The sequence below is a fragment of the Paenibacillus sp. FSL R7-0331 genome (assembly GCF_000758645.1).
Classification (GTDB): domain Bacteria; phylum Bacillota; class Bacilli; order Paenibacillales; family Paenibacillaceae; genus Paenibacillus_AQ; species Paenibacillus_AQ camerounensis.
This window is the reverse complement of sequence record NZ_CP009284.1, coordinates 2,298,241-2,315,562: the sequence shown is the minus strand read 5'-3', so window position 1 is coordinate 2,315,562 and position 17,322 is coordinate 2,298,241. Positions and strand designations below refer to the sequence as shown.

Annotated in this window: 12 protein-coding genes; 4 read left to right on the top strand and 8 right to left on the bottom strand. The window is 47.1% G+C overall.

The features are described from left to right. The first annotated feature begins 53 nt into the window (after nt 1–53). The 3 genes from yhbH (at nt 54) to R70331_RS09425 (ending at nt 2,345) form a co-directional block, all read left to right on the top strand. Complete coding sequence (gene yhbH, locus R70331_RS09435) at nt 54–1,244, top strand: sporulation protein YhbH (protein ID WP_442950579.1); 1,191 nt, start codon at nt 54–56, stop codon at nt 1,242–1,244. A gap of 199 nt (nt 1,245–1,443) precedes the next feature. After that, complete coding sequence (locus R70331_RS09430; protein WP_042174851.1) at nt 1,444–1,773, top strand: PadR family transcriptional regulator; 330 nt, start codon at nt 1,444–1,446, stop codon at nt 1,771–1,773. Beyond that, a complete protein-coding gene (locus R70331_RS09425; RefSeq protein WP_052418993.1) occupies nt 1,770–2,345 on the top strand; it encodes a DUF2812 domain-containing protein in 576 nt (191 codons plus the stop codon). The genes R70331_RS09430 and R70331_RS09425 overlap by 4 nt, the downstream gene beginning before the upstream one ends. Nucleotides 2,346–2,424: 79 nt before the next feature. Here R70331_RS09425 and R70331_RS09420 read toward each other — a convergent pair whose 3' ends face one another. The 7 genes from R70331_RS09420 to R70331_RS09390 all read right to left on the bottom strand — a co-directional run bounded on the left by R70331_RS09420 (nt 2,425) and on the right by R70331_RS09390 (nt 14,001). After that, entirely contained in the window at nt 2,425–3,930 is a 1,506-nt protein-coding gene (locus tag R70331_RS09420) for an alpha-glucosidase/alpha-galactosidase (RefSeq protein WP_042174849.1), read from the bottom strand. A gap of 108 nt (nt 3,931–4,038) precedes the next feature. After that, nucleotides 4,039–4,956 carry an AraC family transcriptional regulator gene (locus R70331_RS09415; protein WP_042182411.1) on the bottom strand — a complete coding sequence of 306 codons (918 nt, stop codon included), beginning with the start codon at nt 4,954–4,956 and terminating at the stop codon, nt 4,039–4,041. A 316-nt stretch (nt 4,957–5,272) separates the two neighbouring features. After that, nucleotides 5,273–7,705, bottom strand: a complete 2,433-nt coding sequence (locus tag R70331_RS09410) for an ATP-binding protein (protein WP_042174848.1) — start codon at nt 7,703–7,705, stop codon at nt 5,273–5,275. 549 nt (nt 7,706–8,254) lie between these two features. After that, entirely contained in the window at nt 8,255–10,309 is a 2,055-nt protein-coding gene (locus tag R70331_RS09405) for a methyl-accepting chemotaxis protein (protein WP_042174845.1), read from the bottom strand. 99 nt (nt 10,310–10,408) lie between these two features. Then, nucleotides 10,409–11,254 (bottom strand): sugar ABC transporter permease, encoded by an 846-nt coding sequence (locus R70331_RS09400; protein WP_156131098.1) that lies wholly within the window; start codon nt 11,252–11,254, stop codon nt 10,409–10,411. Next, on the bottom strand, nt 11,251–12,564 hold the full coding sequence (locus tag R70331_RS09395; RefSeq protein WP_042174844.1) for a sugar ABC transporter permease: 1,314 nt from the start codon (nt 12,562–12,564) through the stop codon (nt 11,251–11,253). The genes R70331_RS09400 and R70331_RS09395 overlap by 4 nt, the downstream gene beginning before the upstream one ends. A 117-nt stretch (nt 12,565–12,681) precedes the next feature. Next, a complete protein-coding gene (locus tag R70331_RS09390) occupies nt 12,682–14,001 on the bottom strand; it encodes a sugar ABC transporter substrate-binding protein (protein WP_042174842.1) in 1,320 nt (439 codons plus the stop codon). 859 nt (nt 14,002–14,860) lie between these two features. On the opposite strand from R70331_RS09390, the gene R70331_RS09380 reads away from it, so the two are divergent. Next, on the top strand, nt 14,861–16,606 hold the full coding sequence (locus R70331_RS09380; protein ID WP_042174838.1) for an alpha-glycosidase: 1,746 nt from the start codon (nt 14,861–14,863) through the stop codon (nt 16,604–16,606). A 163-nt stretch (nt 16,607–16,769) separates the two neighbouring features. Here R70331_RS09380 and R70331_RS31485 read toward each other — a convergent pair whose 3' ends face one another. Next, the gene (locus R70331_RS31485) at nt 16,770–17,054 is read right to left on the bottom strand and encodes a hypothetical protein (protein ID WP_156131097.1); all 285 of its coding nucleotides are present in this window, start codon (nt 17,052–17,054) and stop codon (nt 16,770–16,772) included. Nucleotides 17,055–17,322 lie beyond the last annotated feature (268 nt).

Here is a 17,322-nt window from a genome sequence, read left to right as displayed (position 1 = left end):
ATGAATATACTTTAGTTACAACCCTTTCAGCGGGACTAAGGCTTGTGCATCGACTGATTTATATTTCATGGGAGGTGGTCATCCTGCCGCAATCACCGGAGCCATATACGTTCGTTGTCTCGAAAGAAGACTGGTCCCTGCACCGTAAAGGCCATCAGGATCAGGAGCGTCACCAGCAGAAGGTCAGGGAAGCCATTAAGGATAATCTGCCCGACCTGGTTACCGAAGAGAACATTATCATGTCTGACGGCAAGCAGATTGTTAAGGTGCCTATCCGCAGTCTGGATGAATACCGGATTATCTATAACTTCCGCAAGCAGAAGCATGTCGGCCAGGGGGACGGAGACAGCCAGGTGGGCGATGTGCTCGGCCGTGACTCCCAGTCTGCCCAGCCGGGAAAAGGCGATAAGGCCGGTGATCAGCCGGGCCAGGATACTGTTGAAGCGGAGGTTAATCTGGAGGATCTGGAGGATATTCTGTTTCAGGATCTGGAGCTGCCGCATCTGTCCCCCAAGGACAAGGAAGAGATTGAGGTTAAGTCGATTGTATTCAACGATATCCGCAAAAAGGGCATGATGTCGAATATCGACAAGAAGCGCACCCTGCTGGAGAATCTGCGGCGTAATGCCAGCAGCGGCCGGCCGGGCATCCACAGCATCAGCCCTGATGACCTGCGTTACAAAACCTGGGATGATATTACGGTTCCTCATTCCAACGCCGTTATTATTGCGATGATGGATACATCGGGCTCCATGGGTACCTTTGAGAAGTACTGCGCGCGCAGCTTTTTCTTCTGGATGACCCGCTTCCTGCGCCGCCAGTACGAAAAGGTCGATATCGTCTTTCTGGCCCATCATACCGAAGCCAAGGAAGTCAGCGAGCATGATTTCTTCACCCGGGGCGAGAGCGGCGGCACGATCTGTTCATCAGCCTACCAGAAGGCGATTGAGATTATCGACAGCCGCTACCCTCCGGCAAAATATAATATCTACCCCTTCCACTTCTCGGACGGTGATAACCTGACCTCTGATAATGAGCGCTGTGTCAAGCTGATCGGCGAACTGCTGAAGCGCAGCAACATGTTCGGCTACGGTGAGGTGAACCAGTACAACCGCAGCAGCACGCTGATGTCCGCCTACCGCCATCTCAAGCAGGAGCAGTTCATGCACTATGTCATCAAGGATAAAAAGGAAGTGTATCAGGCACTCAAGACTTTTTTCCGGAAAAGAGAGGCTATCAAATAACATTACAGCCGATTGCCGTATGAGCTAAAAGCCCTGTCCCGACTAACCCGGGACAGGGCTTTCTGTTTACCGCTGCTACTTTATGACTTTCCACAACTTCCACACATGCCTGTTGACATCTATATCGTCAGGCGATATAGTTTATATATCGGCAGACGATATAACGATACACGGTATAGCAGGAAAGAGGTGATCCGGAGTGGCAGACAATAAAGATTTTGGCGCTTTAACAGAAGGCGTGTACTATATTCTATTATCTTTGCTCACCCCGATGCACGGCTACGGCATTATGCAGAACGTGAAGCTGCTGAGCAATGAGCGGGTCGAGCTGGGCGCTGGCACATTATACGGCGCACTGAGCACACTGGCCGAGCGGGGCTGGATCGAGCTGCTGCAGGGGGATCAGGATTCCCGCAAGAAGGAGTACAGGATTACAGCTGACGGCCGGAGTGCTGTACGGAACGAAATGGCAAGACTTGACGAGCTGCTGGCGAACGGCAAAAAGCTGATAGGAGGCGAACCGCAATGAGTCTCGTACAACGCAAATTTTTCAGTGATTTTGAGAAGGAAGAGGAATGGCTGAATGAGATGGCTGCCAAAGGGCTCGCACTTAGCGAATACTCATGGGCAAGGTACGTATTTGAGGAAAGCGGCAAAGGAGAGTATATCTACCGCATTGAGCTGCTGAAGGAAGATCCGAAAGGACCGGAGGCTGCCGGATATCTGCAGTTTATGAAAGAGACAGGAGCAGAGCAGGTGCCTACCGGCAAATGGTTCTGGGGCAAATACAACAACCTGAGGTGGGTTATTTTCAGAAGAAAGGCATCTGAAGGCGCCTTTACCATCTATTCAGATATTGATTCCAAAATCAGTCACTATAAACGGATTTACAGCCTATGGATGTCTATGGTGGTGATGGGCCTAGTCATTGGTTTGTTTAATATATCCCTGATGTTCGTGAACAACCCCACTGCCCTCAACAGGATTAATCTTGTCCTGGGATTGCTCCTTATCGCTCTGAGTCTTTTCTTTATATTAATCAGCAGGCCAATCCGCCAAAAGATTACCAAGCTGCAAAATGATAAGCTGATCCGCGAATGAACCTTTATATAGGTATAACCCACTTCTATAAAAAAAACAGGCCGGAAGCAGACACCCTCTGCACCGGCCCTTTTTCCATTCACTGCACCTTCTCACGGTCCTTGCCCTTGTCGGATTCACCGGCATTTTTGTTGGCTGCGTCGCGGTCCTGCTGCATTTCCTCAACGCTTTTCACCTTCAGGCGGGCAGCTCCCTCATTATCTGTACGGGTAGGAATAAGATTCCCTGAAGCCAGACGCTCCTTTGCTGCGGCAATCGCCGTCTTGTACTGCGGCAGCCACTGCTCCCCGGCAACGAGCATCTCATCGACCATCTGCCAGATTTCCTTCGGATTGCAGACCGCACCGACCAGCGGGTCCATCATGAACGCCTGACGCAGCAGCTGGTCATCCCCGTGCACCGCTGCCTCCACTGCCAAACGCTGCACCGAAATGCTGACATTGCAGACTGCAGCCGGACCAAGCGGCAGCTCGCCGACCAGCGGCATCGAGATCCCGTTGTGATCTACATATCCCGGTGCTTCGATAACAGCATCAGCAGGCAGGTTGGCGATTACGCCGTTGTTCACGACATTAAAGTGCCCGCGGTAGACCCGGCCTGTCTCAAGCCCTTCAATGATATAGGAGCCATGCTCCTCCCCTCGGTTCTCCGGTGTATACTCCAGTGCCGGGTCCTTCATCCAGTTGGGAAAATCAGTCTCGAACCAGTTACGCCCCTCTGTGCACACCCGCAGGTAACCTCCGGTTTCACCGTTAATCCAGCTGCCCAGATCAATCCAGTCCATAATTTCACCGCTGCGTTTACGGTACCATGGAACATATTCACTCAAGTGGCCGTTGGATTCCGTGCTGTAGTAGCCGAACCGGCGCAGCATATCAATCCGCACCTTCTCTGTCCGGCTGAACTCCGGATGACGCTCGAACGCTTCCAGCAGGCCGGCTGTCAGATCCTTACCCTTATGCTTCGCCGAGATATACCAGGTCTGGTGGTTGATGCCGGCACAGATAATGTCCACCTCTGACTTCTCCAGCCCGTAGACCTCTGCAATCTGATGGTGTCCGTGCTGCACACCGTGGCATAAGCCGATTGTCCGGACCCCGCCGTATTTATTGCAGGCCCAGGTCAGCATCGCCATCGGGTTAGAGTAGTTGAGCAGCAGTACATCCGGTGAGGCCACCTCACGGATATCACGGCAGATTTCCAGCATTTCGGCAATCCCCCGCTGCCCGTACATAATGCCGCCGGCACACAGCGTATCGCCCACACATTGATCCACCCCGTATTTCAGCGGAATATCCACATCCGTTGCAAAAGCCTCCAGTCCGCCCATACGGATTGTGCAAAATACGTACTTGGCATCCTGCAGCGCTTCTCTGCGGTCAGTTGTAGGCTTGATCTGTATCGACAGCCCGTTCTCCGCAATATCTCGCTGGCACAGCTCAGTGACCATCTGCAGATTGTGGCTGTTAGTATCCATAAAAGAAACTTCAATATTGCGGAATTCCGCTACAGTCAGCAGGTCACGCAGCAGTCCGCGGGTAAACCCGATACTGCCCGCCCCGATAAAGGTTACTTTAAAAGACATCGTTATCATCCTCCGTTATAGGTTCTTCTACCTGTCCATTGTAGCAAGACAGCATACGGAAGCGTAACCAATATCATGACCCGTTTCGTTCCAGACTGTCAACAATCCTCACCTTTCATCGGATATCAGGCTGTTGTCGCTCCAGGAGTAACGTTCGATGGAGTTGCGGTATTCGACCGGAGTAACGCCGGCATACTTTTTGAACAACAGATGAAAATACTGTCTGCTGCTGATTCCCACATAATCCGCGATTTCTGCCACCGGAATCTCGCTTTGTCCGAGCAGCATCTTGGCCTTCTCCATCCGCAGCAGGTTCAGATAATCCGTCAGGGTTCTGCCTGTCTGCGCCTTAAAAATACGGTGCAGGTACCCGGGATGCACATTCACGGCTGCTGCAACCTCACTGGCTTGAAGGCTGCGGTCATAATTCTGGTGCAGAAATTCGACAGCCCGCCGCACGTAGAGCTGGGAGGGCTGCTGGCTGGCAACCAGCCGCTCCCGGCGGAGCCTGGAAAGCCGGAGCAGCAGCTCGGCAAAAAGCAGCTGAACCAGACTGCCGCCTTCCTTTCCATGCTGGTCAAGCTCAAGCACCAGTGCTTTCAGCACATGAAAGACCTCCTCCGGATCAGAGAGCATCAGACTGATGAAGGGCTTTTGCAGAAAATCAGCCAGGTCTCCCTCTTCTCGGGCCAGACTGCTGAGTGACGGCGCGACTCCCTTATGCTCTGCAAAGCCGAATTCCACGTTCAGCATCCGGCAGGCCGCGTCCGGTTCAACGATCAGCCGGTGCGGAACATTAGCATCAAGGATAATTAGCTCACTGCGCTTAAGCCTGAACCGCTCCTCCCCGCCTGTCCCGCTGCGCACTTCAACGGTGCAGCTCCCGGAGATAACATACATAATTTCCGTTGAGTTGTGCTGATGGTACGGCATCGTATAATGCTCCCACTGCTTATAATAGTAGGCAAAAAAATGCGGACTATATTCTTTTTCAAGCAGAGACTGCTGAAACAGGCTTCCGCTCAGCTCACTCATGCTGTCCACTCCTGTCTTTAAAGGGTGAGCTTTTAAAAAAACACATGTCTATAAAATACCAATACCCATTTTTAAATACTATTTATTTCAAACTATACAGTTTAACCCAAATGGTACCGCATATTGTAGGAACAAACCCTGCTAATCGTAGCCTAAATCAAAAATTTTGATATTTTAGATTATGATTGATATTTCAACCACCTGCAATTTATGCAAAATTCAAATTTTGTCAAACTCATGAATGATCATACCATTATTATATCATAGCAAAAAGAAGCTACTTAAAGCAGCTTCTTGTAAGAGTAAGTCATATTCTATTAAATTTAGCATTAGTTATTTTACCATTTACTTGTTCTCTTAATTGAAGTAAATGTGAATTTGAAGGATCTAATTCAAGCCCTTGTTGGATTCCATGAGAAATTCTTTTATAATCTTGATTAGATTCAGCTAAGTGAAATCTCATAAGTGATAAGTAATACCAATTTAATGCATTATGAGTCTTATCTGCCTTAGATTTTGTATTATTTATAAAACCCTTCTCAAACATCTGTCTAGCCGATTCATTTATACCTTTTACAGATCTGCGATTTTCACGCCTGCGTATTGCATTAGATGCTCGTTGTATATAACATCTTCCAATTCCATGCCAGCACCTTGGATCATCTGATCCACCCGGACAACTTAAACCACGTTCAAAACAAGGTTGCGCCAATTCAGGAAGTTTTAGTCTAATTTCAAACATTCCTCGTTGATACCACATACGTATGTTTCTTTCGTCAAACTGACATGCCTTGATATAATGGTTTCGGGCTTCTTCCAACATACTTTCCCTCTTACTATAATCTCGCTCTGCTTGAGCTGCTTTTTCACAAACCCAAGCCCACTGAGAATATACATATCCTAGCTTTGGCGCAAGTTTTACAGCCTTTTTAAATCTATTCTCAACTTCTTTATAATCATTTTTAATCTTCCATAATCTTGTAGCATCACTCGCATAGGCAGCAGCATTGTTTTCCTCAATAGATCCAAAGTTAAAACCATGTCCAAATGCAGGCTTTAATAAGATATCTCTTTTTTCTTCTGTAATAATAATATGGTCATTATATGCAGTTATTAAAACTTGCTCCAATAGAGGATCAATTTTCAAATGATTCATTGCATAAATTCTTGCTATAGGTTCCATTGTATATAGTGTTTCAAATGAACCATTCTCAATTAAATCACGAATTATTAACCTCCTAGACACTAGTGTAAATATAGCTTTATCTAATTCCAAACCTTCAATTCCCGAAACGGCACTAATAGTTTTTTTGGATTGTGGATAATTAAAAAAGGCCAAGGCGAAAAAAACATTTTTTTGAATAATCGGAAGAAATCGGAATGATCTACTGAACTGAAACTCTAAAATATCACTATCAATATCTTGTGATTTCAACCCTTCTAAAGCTTCTTTTAATTCTAAACCATTCTTAATATCATTTAAAGTGTTAATAATAATTAAAGGTAAGCCAAAAGCAGTATCTACAAATTCATCTTTTGCAGCAGATGACATTTCAGTTATATAATCGATTCCAAGTTTTTCAGCCCATGACGTTACTAGTTCTCTACCACCAGTTGAACCAATCATAGGCTTAACCTCTAAAACTCGATTCACCGGAAGCATAGTACTATCAAGAGTTTTATGTCTTGAAGTAAAGATTATTTTAGTTTTATGGTCAATTTTAGCTATAAAATCAAGCAATCTATTATCATGAAAAGTTTCCATATTATCAAGTATTAACAAGCTTCCTACCAATCCACTTAACACGGAAATTATTAATTCTTGCTTTTGATCATAAGTTTCTAATGTATTGAATATCTCAATATTACCAGTAACTTCAGCTACCGTTTCAAAAATAGTTTCTACATTTTTTAATTCCGGATCCTTATTAAATCTTCCTTCTTCAGTCAATTCTTCATCTTTTGCACTTATCCAAATTAGAATATCTAACTCTCTTTCAAGAACTCCTTTTTTGCCTCTTTCAATAATATCAAAGGCATAATACTGTGCTAGTGCTGTTTTACCAACACCCCCACGCCCATCTACTAATATCCTTAGCGTTCCTGGTTCATTTTCTACATAAGTAATCAGTTTAAGAAATTCGTCTGAACGACCAATAAATAATGATTTCCCTCCATAAACAGGGATATCGGGAAGATTTGTTTTTATACTCTTTTTCGCTTTAAATTTCATTCCATTCTCAAACTTATCCAAAAATTCAGCTAGATTTAACACTGGAGTGCTCTCACTACTTACTCTATGATACATATCCGTTTCTCTAAATACAGTTTTATTCGCTTTATTATTCCCCATTTTAATGGCATTGATAGGTATCTCTGATTTTGCAATATAGATTAACACAAACTTTTTATCATTCAACGTATGATGCGCCACCCCAAATTCAGGTACTGAAGATAAAAAATTATCCAGTTGCCTTTTTAGTTGCAGATCATCTATACTATATTCTTCCGGAACACCATCAAGCTCAAAATTTTTACTTTTTTTATCTTCACTTACTCCAATTACGATATGCCCACCTTCAGTATTAGCAAACGCCATTATGTCTTTTATTAACTCGGCCCAGCCATTATCAAGATCAATAGTAGCTTTAAAATCTAAAGCCGGATCCTCATGCTTTAATAAAAGTAAGTTTTTGAGACAATCAAGTGACAAATTAGTTCTGAATTCAATTCTATCCAAAAAACCACTCCTCAAAAGTCTAGTGACTATCACTTTATGTAAAAAATCAAAACAACATACAAATTACCATAACAATTATCAAAAATCAAAAATCAATTTTAACTTTGTCACAACTACAGTTCCAAAACTTATTTGATTACAAAATCATTACTTTCCAAGATTATTATTTCAACTAAAATCCCTTTAAATTAGATGGCAATTCTAACCATAACAAAACTTCTCTTAATAATATCCCCAATTTTTAAAATAGTACCATGATTTTTTTAACTATATTAAATAAAATATAAGGAACTTATATAAAGGCAAATGAGGACGGAAGGTAGACTTGGAACTGCCGAAGTTTTAGCGTCTGCCGTTGCCTTCGGATTTCTTCCACAAACAGCGGTTCAAACAGGAATTCTGAAGGAAACAGCAGCCGGAAGTTCAAACTTTTGCAGCAGTAACGCTAAGCTTTTAGTTAATATCTTAAATTGAGCTCATTTAATAATGAAAATATGCTTCTTCTATACCACAAATTAGTGATGAAGAATATTGTTCATGTTAATGCACTTATCCTTCAAAAGAAACCAGCGACTGCTTCAGATTCTCAGCCAGCTCCTCCAGCTTCGCTGAAAGGGCGACAAGCTCTTCGCTGACAATGAATTGCTGTGACGACATCGACGCTACCTCCTGGGTCGAAGCGCTGGTCTGCTGCACCACGGAGGTGACACTGGCCATCGATTCTCCCAGCTGGCACTGGAACAGGTCAAGCTCGGTAACGGAGGCTGACGATTGGCTGATCAGCGCCAGGAAGGCTTCCATTTCAGTCCGCACACTCCCGAATATAATGGAAGATTCCCGCACGGATGTAATCTGCTCCCGGAACAGCGGACCGGCCTCGCTCACAACCTTTACTGTATTTTCAATATGGTTGCTGATCTCCTCTGTAATTCTGGACACAGACTGAATCGACTCGTTGGACTGGTTCGCCAGGCCTCTGATCTCATCAGCAATGACAATAAATCCTTTACCGGCAGCTCCTGCACGGACTGCTTCAATTGAAGCGTTGAGCGCCAGAATGTTAGTCTGCTTGTTAACGGCAATCATCGGGCTCAGAATGCTGCGGATCAGATGGTTGCTCTCCTGCAGCAATGCGGAATTCTCATGGATCAGCTTCATCATCTGCACCGTTGATTCACTCTGTGTTACCAGCGTCCGCATCAGCTCCGCCCCCTGATCGCTTACCGTCAACACCCGCTCCGCCGTGCTGTCCATGATGGCATTAATTCCGGCTACCTCCTGCATCATGGTTGCCATCAGCTCCACATTCCGGTTGCTGGCTTCCGCTTCAGCCGCCAGGCTGGCTGCGCCCTGCGCAATCTCCCCGGTAGCCTCAGCCACCTCCCGTGCATGGGCCGAGGTGGCGCCGGAGGCTTTAACCAGCTGCTCCGAGGTCGCCAGCACCTCTGCCGCCGACCTGCTGCTCTGGCCGGCCAGAAGGGATATCTGCTCCATCATCCTGTTGAAGCTGTGACCCAGACGCCCGATTTCATCCTGGCCCTTGAAGCTTGTACGAACCTGCAGATTGCCCTGCTCGCCCTCTTCCATCAGCCGGGCCAGCTTGCCCAGCGGACGGCCGATTAAGCGTATCAATACATAACCGATCAATAGCGCAATCAGGGCTGCCGCCAGTACTACAGCGAAGGTGATATAGAGCAGCTTGTCCGCAGATTTGGTAAAATCACTGACCGGAGCATAGCCGAGCAAAGTCCATCCCCCCGTAGCCAGCGGCTGGTAGACTACCAGCTGGGATTCGCCTTGTTCATCCTTGGCTGTAAAAGACTGTTCTTGCCCCGCCTGCTCCGCTCCTGCAACCTGTATGTATGAGGCCTGTCCTAGCAGCGAATTGTCCGCTCCATATACAATGCTGCCCTGCGGGTCCAGAATACGGATTTCTCCGGTCTGCCCGATATGGAGGTTAGACAATACATCCGTTAGTGCGCTTCCCTTAATCTCAATGAGCATATAATATTCGGCAGCCGGGTTCTGGATATTGCGCAGCAGCCGGCCCATTGTCATGGATGACTCACTGTACATCTCAAAGAACCCTTTATCCAGCACCGGGAACCAGACCGGCTGGCCCTTGCCTTCATCGATTTTTTTCATTCTTGCCTGAATCTGCTCACCGTCCCGGACAGCACTTACTCCGGCTGATTTATAGGATTCCGCATCCACAAGGCTTCTGGATACAAGCCGTATGGCAATAAGCCGGTCGTCTGACCCTTTTACCGAATCGAGCTTGCGGCGGATGCGGTCCTCGGCTGCTACCTTGGCTACCGTCCCGGCCGCCGGATTATTTACCAGCTCCATGTCGGCTTTCAGCGAGGAATCCACTGCAAACTGTCTTGATAGCGCTTCATATTCTGCAAACAGGAAATCCAGCTTGTCCGCTGCCTGAACGATCGACTGCGAGGAGGCTGCTGCTACTTCATCCGTAATAATGCCTTTAGCTGCATAATAAGAGGTGATTCCAAGCACGGTGGACAGCAGGACAATGGTACCGAAGAGAATAACAAACAATTTGACGCCTACCGATTTCAATTGCACATTTCGCGGCCGTTTCATCAGGCTCTCTCTCCTCATGACAGAAATAAACAGGGCATCCCCTTACTAAACTGCATAAAGGTGTACCCTGTTTTCATGGAAATTTGAAGCTGTGTTGTTTTACCCTTTGCTGGCACCGGCGGTCAGACCGTCAACCAGCAGCCGTTGCAGGAATCCGAAGAGAATCATAATCGGAACGGAAATCATTACCGCGCCTGCAGCGAACAGTGTAAAGTTCGAATTCTGCATGCTGTTGACCATATCCCACATTCCGACTGCAACGGTCCAGTTCTCCTTGGTCCGCAGAACCAGCTTGGCGAAGATGAAGTCCACCCACGGGCCGACAAACTGGGTCAGCGCCATATAGGTGATCATCGGACGGGATAACGGCAGAATAATCCGGGTGAATATCCCGAAGTTGCTGGCACCGTCAATCCGGGCCGCTTCATCCAGCGAACGCGGTATGGTATCCAGGAAGCCCTTGGCAATCAGCGTTCCACCCAGCGGAGCTCCTGCTGCATACACAATGATCAGAGCCAGATGCGTATCGAGCAGATTAAATTCCTTGAGCAGCAGGTAGATGGCAATCATACTCATGAAGCCCGGAAACATCCCAAGAATCAGTATTGTTGACATCGTGGTCTTGCGGCTTTTGAACCGGAATCTTGACAGAGCGTAGCTTGTAAGCAGCGTTAGCGTAACACCGATCAGCATGGAGAATACGGCAATTTTCAGCGTGTTGGTGTACCAGGTACCGAACATGTAGACATCTGAAGTAAACAGCTCTTTATAATGGGAAAGTGTGAACTGCTCCGGAATCAGCGTCTTACTGTACAGGGATTTACCCGGACGGAAAGAGGCCAGAAGAATCCACAGAGCCGGATACAGCGCTGCAACCGCCAAAACAATCAGAATGATATAGCTGGCAGCCAGGCGTGCAAAGTTTGCAATTTTGCGTCCTATCATTGGATCATATCCTCCTCTTTAAATGACTTGGTCCGGCGGTAATTGTACAGGGAGAATCCGGCTACAATGATAAAGATGATAATCCCGATTGCGGAAGCCATATTATTTTTGTTCTGGTCAGCCGTTAATTTATAGAGCCATGTAACGAGCAAGTCGGTTGAGCCGGCGTATTGATAGTCACCCTTAACCGGGGCACCGCCTGTCAGCAGGTAAATGGCGTTAAAGTTATTGATATTACCGGCAAACTGCATAATCAGTGTCGGTGCGGTTGAGAAAAGAATCATCGGCAGGGTAACGATCCGGAATTTCTGATAATTTGTAGCACCGTCAACTTCAGCAGCTTCATACATATCACGAGGAATGGTAGTCAGTACACCCATTACCAGCAGCATGGATACCGGTATCCCTACCCACATATTTACAAGGATAACCGTTACCTTAGCCCAGAACGGGTCGGTCAGCCACGGCAGCCCGCCAAGCCCGAAATAACCCAGATACTGGTTGATCGGACCAAACTGCCCGTTGAACAGGTTGCGCATGAGCAGAAGCGAAATCATCTGCGGAACGGCATAAGGAACAATCAGAATAATTCTCCAGAGGCCTTTGAAGCGGATCCCCTTCTGGTTAACCAGCAGCGCCACAAGCACGCCGCCGAAGTATGTAGTAACCGTCGAGAGGACCGCCCAGATGATCGTCCACGTTAATACTCCGTAGAAGGTATGACTCCATGTTTTCAAGACTAGCAAATTGCGGAAGGTTTCAAACCCAACCCAGTCTACCAGCCTGGCAGGCGGGATATGATCCGGTGCAGAGAAGTTGGTGAACGCCAGCATGATCATAAAGATGATCGGCATGATGGTGAAGAACAAAATGCCTATCCCCGGAAGAATCAGAAACGTTTGGGCAAATTTATAGTCCAGAATATATCTGACCGTCTGCTTGAATGTATTGGATTTAAGACCGGCATCGCGTGCCGCTCCGATCTTATAGGCATCTCTAATGTTAACATACCAGGCAAATAGAATAATGACGAAAAACAGGAGGGTAATCAGACTCTCAATCATAAGGAAGATGGAGTGGTCACCCGTGACCATTTTGGCAATGCCGTTTACTTTCTCAAGACGGCTTGGAGAATCTCCTAATGTGAAGATGCCCCAAAAGGCTCTTCCCAGGTTGTTGATGAAATAAATAAGGCCTAACGCCTCGACTGCTAAGAAGATAAGACCCTTGATGAATTGGCGGTTATATATTTGTCCCAATCCCATAAATACGGTCGACAGTATTGCGGCTCTCGTACGGTGTCGCTGCATTTCCCTTCCGTTCTCCTCTCCGCGCGGAATTCAGGAAACTGCCCGCCGGTGATGCTTTCGGCGGGCGATTCATTCCACAGTTTGCTATTGGTTGTTCGCTGCTACGAATTCAGGGTGTTACTGGGCACCGTTGTTAAGATCTTTAATCTGTTCAACTGCTTTGTCCATTGCTGTTTTTGGATCAGCGTTGTTATCCCAGATTTCCGGAAGCGCCGCATTTACAGGAGCCCATACATTACCCATTTCAGGAATGGAAGGCATTGGCTGTGAGCTCTTAGCCTGCTCAGCAAATGCGGATACATAAGGGTCACCAGTGATTTGCGGATCTGCCAGTGCTTCATTGTTAGTAGGAATGGAACCTACCAGCTTGTTCAGGGCCAGCTGAGAGTCCTTGCTGGAAGCGAAGTGGGCATACAGCTTGGCTGCGTTCGGATATTGCGTATAAGCGTTAACCCCGAAAATTTTAATACCGGAGAAGGTAATAGCCGTTTTGCCGTTAATAGTCGGAACTGGAGCAACACCCAGGTTGTCACCAAGTGCTTCTTTATATGCTGCAAGTTCCCAAGGACCAGTGATGTCCATGGCTACATCGCCGGTAGTGAACAGGCTGCGTTTGATGTCAGCGCTGATATCACCGCTCTTGATCGGCAATGCTTCTTTCAATTTAGCAAATGCAGTCAGACCTTCGATAGCACCTTCGTTGTTCAGGCCGATATCATCCTTGTCAGTACCGTCTTTGCCGAACAGGTAACCGCCGGTAGTAGCAATGAAGGTGTAGCCGTAGTACATGTTGCCGACTTCCCACATAATGCCGTATTTGTTCTCGTTTTTGTTAGTGAATGTCTTGCTGAAGGCCAGAACGTCATCAAAGGATTTCGGTGCCTCAGGCAACAGTGTCTTATTGTAGTAGAGGGCATAAGTTTCGGCGGCTCTAGGATAGCCGTACAGTTCACCGTCATAGGAGGAGCCTACGATGGATGCTTCAGTATTGTCAGCTTTGGTCTGCTCTGCAAAAATATCATTTGGCAGCAGCAGGCTCGCACTTGCAGCTTTACCAAGGTTGTCATGCGGAATCAGAATAACGTCTGCAGCCAGTCCGGAAGGTCCGTCCTGTGTCAGCTTGCCAACTTGATCCGGCGGCGGAATCTCTTCAATTTTGACCGGAACGTTGTATTTCTCAGTGAACTGTTTAGCAATTTCTTCTGCAAATACTCTCTCTTCTTTACTTTCCCAGACAACCAGCGATGCGCCTTCTTCAGGAACAACCTCACCGGTTACAGCCTCGCCGCTGTTTGTAGCTGGTGCATTAGTAGCCGTTGTGTCCGCCGGAGCATTTGTTGCTGCTGCATTTCCCCCGTTGTTGTTGGAGCCGCATGCCGTGATAGATGCTGCCATGGATACTGCTGCGGTGATGACCATGAGTTTTTTCAACTTCATTACTTTAACCCCTCCCGATTTTGTAAATCGCTTTTTGTAGCCTTAATGATGCTGCAGAACGTGCGCAAACGATTTCAGAAGTTCCAAAAAAAATGTGTATGCCAGTGAACCAGACTTCTGAATACGCTTCAACAAGTTCTAGAAAGCGCTTCATTCATAATTTCATAATACAACAGTAATCTTAATTGTTAAAACGTTTGCACAGTGTATATTCGCCTATTTATCGTTTTTAACACGTGTTAATACTAATATATCTCTTGAATTCACATGATTACTCTGATTTACTGCTAATAACAGCTAATAATTCATGCAGAATATCCAAAATACGTTTCATCTTCAATAAAAACCGGGGATTGGCGGGCTGAAATTGTTTTTTCGAGTCCGGAATAAGGCTGCTGCTCGTGAAAAATAGTGCAATGGTTTGTACAATAGTATTGTACGGCCATTTATTCCATGCTATAATCCAAACCATTATGAGCACCGGCCCAGCCGGCGGCATTGGATCATGCGCCCTTGTTCTTACAACAATTAAAAGGCAATGTTACTTATCAGGGACAACCTCGGGCAAGCTTATGCTGAAGTTGTGCCTTTTTGCTATGGGCGAATTCAGGTGATCCTGTGCCAGCTGCGGCGCAAAATGCGTGCCATGCAGGCACAGCGCCATCCCTGGCACTTACAACCTCTTACATATCCATATCATGCTCAGCTCACAAAACTTAAGCGAATGCTTCCGAAGCCAGTTTTGTACGAAGAATTTCAGGAAGCGCAGCTCACAAAACTTAAGCACATGCTTCCGAAGCCAGTTTTGTACGAAGAATTTCAGGAAGCGCAGCTCACAAAACTTTTAGGAGGAATTATTATGTTACTTGAAGCTGTATATCACCGCCCGCGATTGAACTGGTCTTATGCCTATGATTATGAAACCATCCATCTCCGGCTGCGTGCCAAAAAAGGAGATTTAACAGAAGTATTCGCCTGGGCCGGTGATAAATATGCATGGGATACCACCAAAGAGCTGATTCCGATGAAGCTGTTCACCAGTGACGCTATGTTCGATTACTGGGAGTGTGAATCCGTTCCGCTGTACCGCCGCCTGAAATACGGTTTTCTGCTGCAGAAGGGGCATGAGCGCATCTGGATGACAGAAAGTGATTTTCAGACGGAACGCCCGGCCAACCCGAACCGGCTGTTTGAATTTCCTTACATTAACCGAGGGGATGTGTTCACTCCTCCTGCCTGGGTTAAGGATACTGTCTTTTATCAGATTTTTCCGGAGCGTTTTGCGAACGGTGATGCCAGCCTGAATCCTGACAATGTGCAGCCTTGGGGAGGAACCCCGACACCTGACAATTTCTTCGGCGGAGATCTGCAGGGCGTGATGGATCACCTCGATCATCTGACGGAGCTTGGTATTAACGGAATCTATTTCACGCCGATCTTTACCGGCACCACCAATCATAAATACGATACCGAAGATTATATGCAGGTGGATCCGCATTTCGGCGATGTGGAGGCGCTCAAAAAGCTGGTTAACGCCTGTCACGAACGCGGAATCCGCATCTTGCTGGACGCTGTGTTTAACCACTCGGGCAGAACCTTCGCCCCGTTCGTGGATGTGCTGGAGCATGGGGAGAACTCCCGCTATAAGGACTGGTTCCACGTCCGCGAGTTCCCTCTACAGGTAGTCGATAACATCCCTAACTATGATGCATTTTCTTTTGAACCGCATATGCCTAAGCTCAATACTGAGAATCCTGAAGTAAAAGAATACTTGCTGAAGGTTGCAGAATACTGGATCAAGGAGGTCGGCATTGACGGCTGGCGCCTGGATGTGGCGAACGAGGTGGATCACGGCTTCTGGCGCGAGTTCCGCAAGGTTGTCAAGGCTGCCAATCCCGAGGCTTATATTCTCGGTGAAATCTGGCATGAATCGGCACCTTGGCTGGAAGGCGACAAGTTCGATGCCGTAATGAATTACCCGTTCACCGACGCCGTACTCGACTTCTTTATCAGCGGTACGCTTGATGCTGAAGCCTTCGCAAATGCGATCGGCAAGCAGCTGTCACGCTATCCGCTGCAGGCCAGCGAGGTTGCCTTCAATCTGCTGGACAGCCACGACACTGCCCGCCTCTTAACCCTGGCCGGCGGCGACAAGAAAAAATTCAAGCTGGCTGCGCTATTCCAGTTCACCTTCCTGGGCACACCATGTATTTACTACGGCGATGAGGTCGGCATGGACGGAGACAATGATCCAGGCTGCCGGAAATGCATGGAATGGGACCCTGCCAAGCAGGACCGTGACCTGTTCAGCTTCTATCAAAAGCTGATTGCAGTCCGCAGCAGCCATCCGGCCCTGCGCAGCGGTGCCTTCAGATTCCTGGAAGCCGGCCGCGGCGGCAGCAAGCTCGCTTACGAACGCAGTCAGGGTGACGATATCATCATCGTCCTGATGAATACGGAGGAAACCGCACAGACCTTCCGGCTGAACGTTGAGGAGCGCAGCTGGGAGAACCTGTTCACCGGTGATTCCCTGCGTGCTGAACGCGGTATGCTGTCCGTGAAGCTGCCGGCTTATGGATATACAGTAATTAAGGCCGTTTTGTAGCCTGAACTATTCATTTTGTTGTTCTGGGATTTAACGTGACTTTAGAGAATGTTTGAGCTTCCGGCAGCGGCCCTTCTGCAGATTTCTTGATTATAACCGCAATTTGCGATGGAAATCTGCAGACTGCCTATGCTTCTGTAGCGGGCTTTTCGGCGAAAAGCTTTCAGGCTGTCGCTAGCGCTTCTACAGTTCCAAAATTCTCCTCCGCCACTTTGCCCTTAACTTGAATTTTCAAGCTCAATCTATCTATAGTTGGATTTCGGCCACCTAATTTTATTATTTTCCAATAATACCGATAATTAGGTGGAAAAGGCCATCTAATTCTGTCCAAAACCACCTTTGGAGCTAATTTGGGCAAAATAAGTGGCGATTTTCCACCTAAAATCTTATACAAAGCAATTGTTAAAGAATTAAGATGCGAAAATCCACTTATTTCAAACCGCGCCAACTGTCAGCACACGCACCCCTTACATTTGCTCTAACAAAGCCTTGGTTTCTCGAACAAATACACGGCAAACAGCCTTCTTCAACATTTGAAGAGGGCTGTTTGGTGCGCGGGCAAGGATGCGTTCAAGCATAAGTATAAGCATAAGTAAAAGCATAAGTAAAAGTAAAAGCATACGGTGACAGCATATGGTGAAAGACCGTGTTATCGCATTGCTCACCAGTCCAGCCACTGAAATTAATTACCCGCTTCAAAACACAACAACTCAACA

What these genes read in the sequence shown, in the direction of transcription:
- R70331_RS09420 (WP_042174849.1), bottom strand. Translation starts at nt 3,930, where the DNA reads ATGTCTTTTAAAGTAACCTTTATCGGGGCGGGCAGTATCGGGTTTACC.
- R70331_RS09390 (WP_042174842.1), bottom strand. Translation starts at nt 14,001, where the DNA reads ATGAAGTTGAAAAAACTCATGGTCATCACCGCAGCAGTATCCATGGCA.
- R70331_RS09400 (WP_156131098.1), bottom strand. Translation starts at nt 11,254, where the DNA reads ATGATAGGACGCAAAATTGCAAACTTTGCACGCCTGGCTGCCAGCTAT.
- R70331_RS09425 (WP_052418993.1), top strand. Translation starts at nt 1,770, where the DNA reads ATGAGTCTCGTACAACGCAAATTTTTCAGTGATTTTGAGAAGGAAGAG.
- R70331_RS09395 (WP_042174844.1), bottom strand. Translation starts at nt 12,564, where the DNA reads ATGCAGCGACACCGTACGAGAGCCGCAATACTGTCGACCGTATTTATG.
- R70331_RS09380 (WP_042174838.1), top strand. Translation starts at nt 14,861, where the DNA reads ATGTTACTTGAAGCTGTATATCACCGCCCGCGATTGAACTGGTCTTAT.
- R70331_RS09405 (WP_042174845.1), bottom strand. Translation starts at nt 10,309, where the DNA reads ATGAAACGGCCGCGAAATGTGCAATTGAAATCGGTAGGCGTCAAATTG.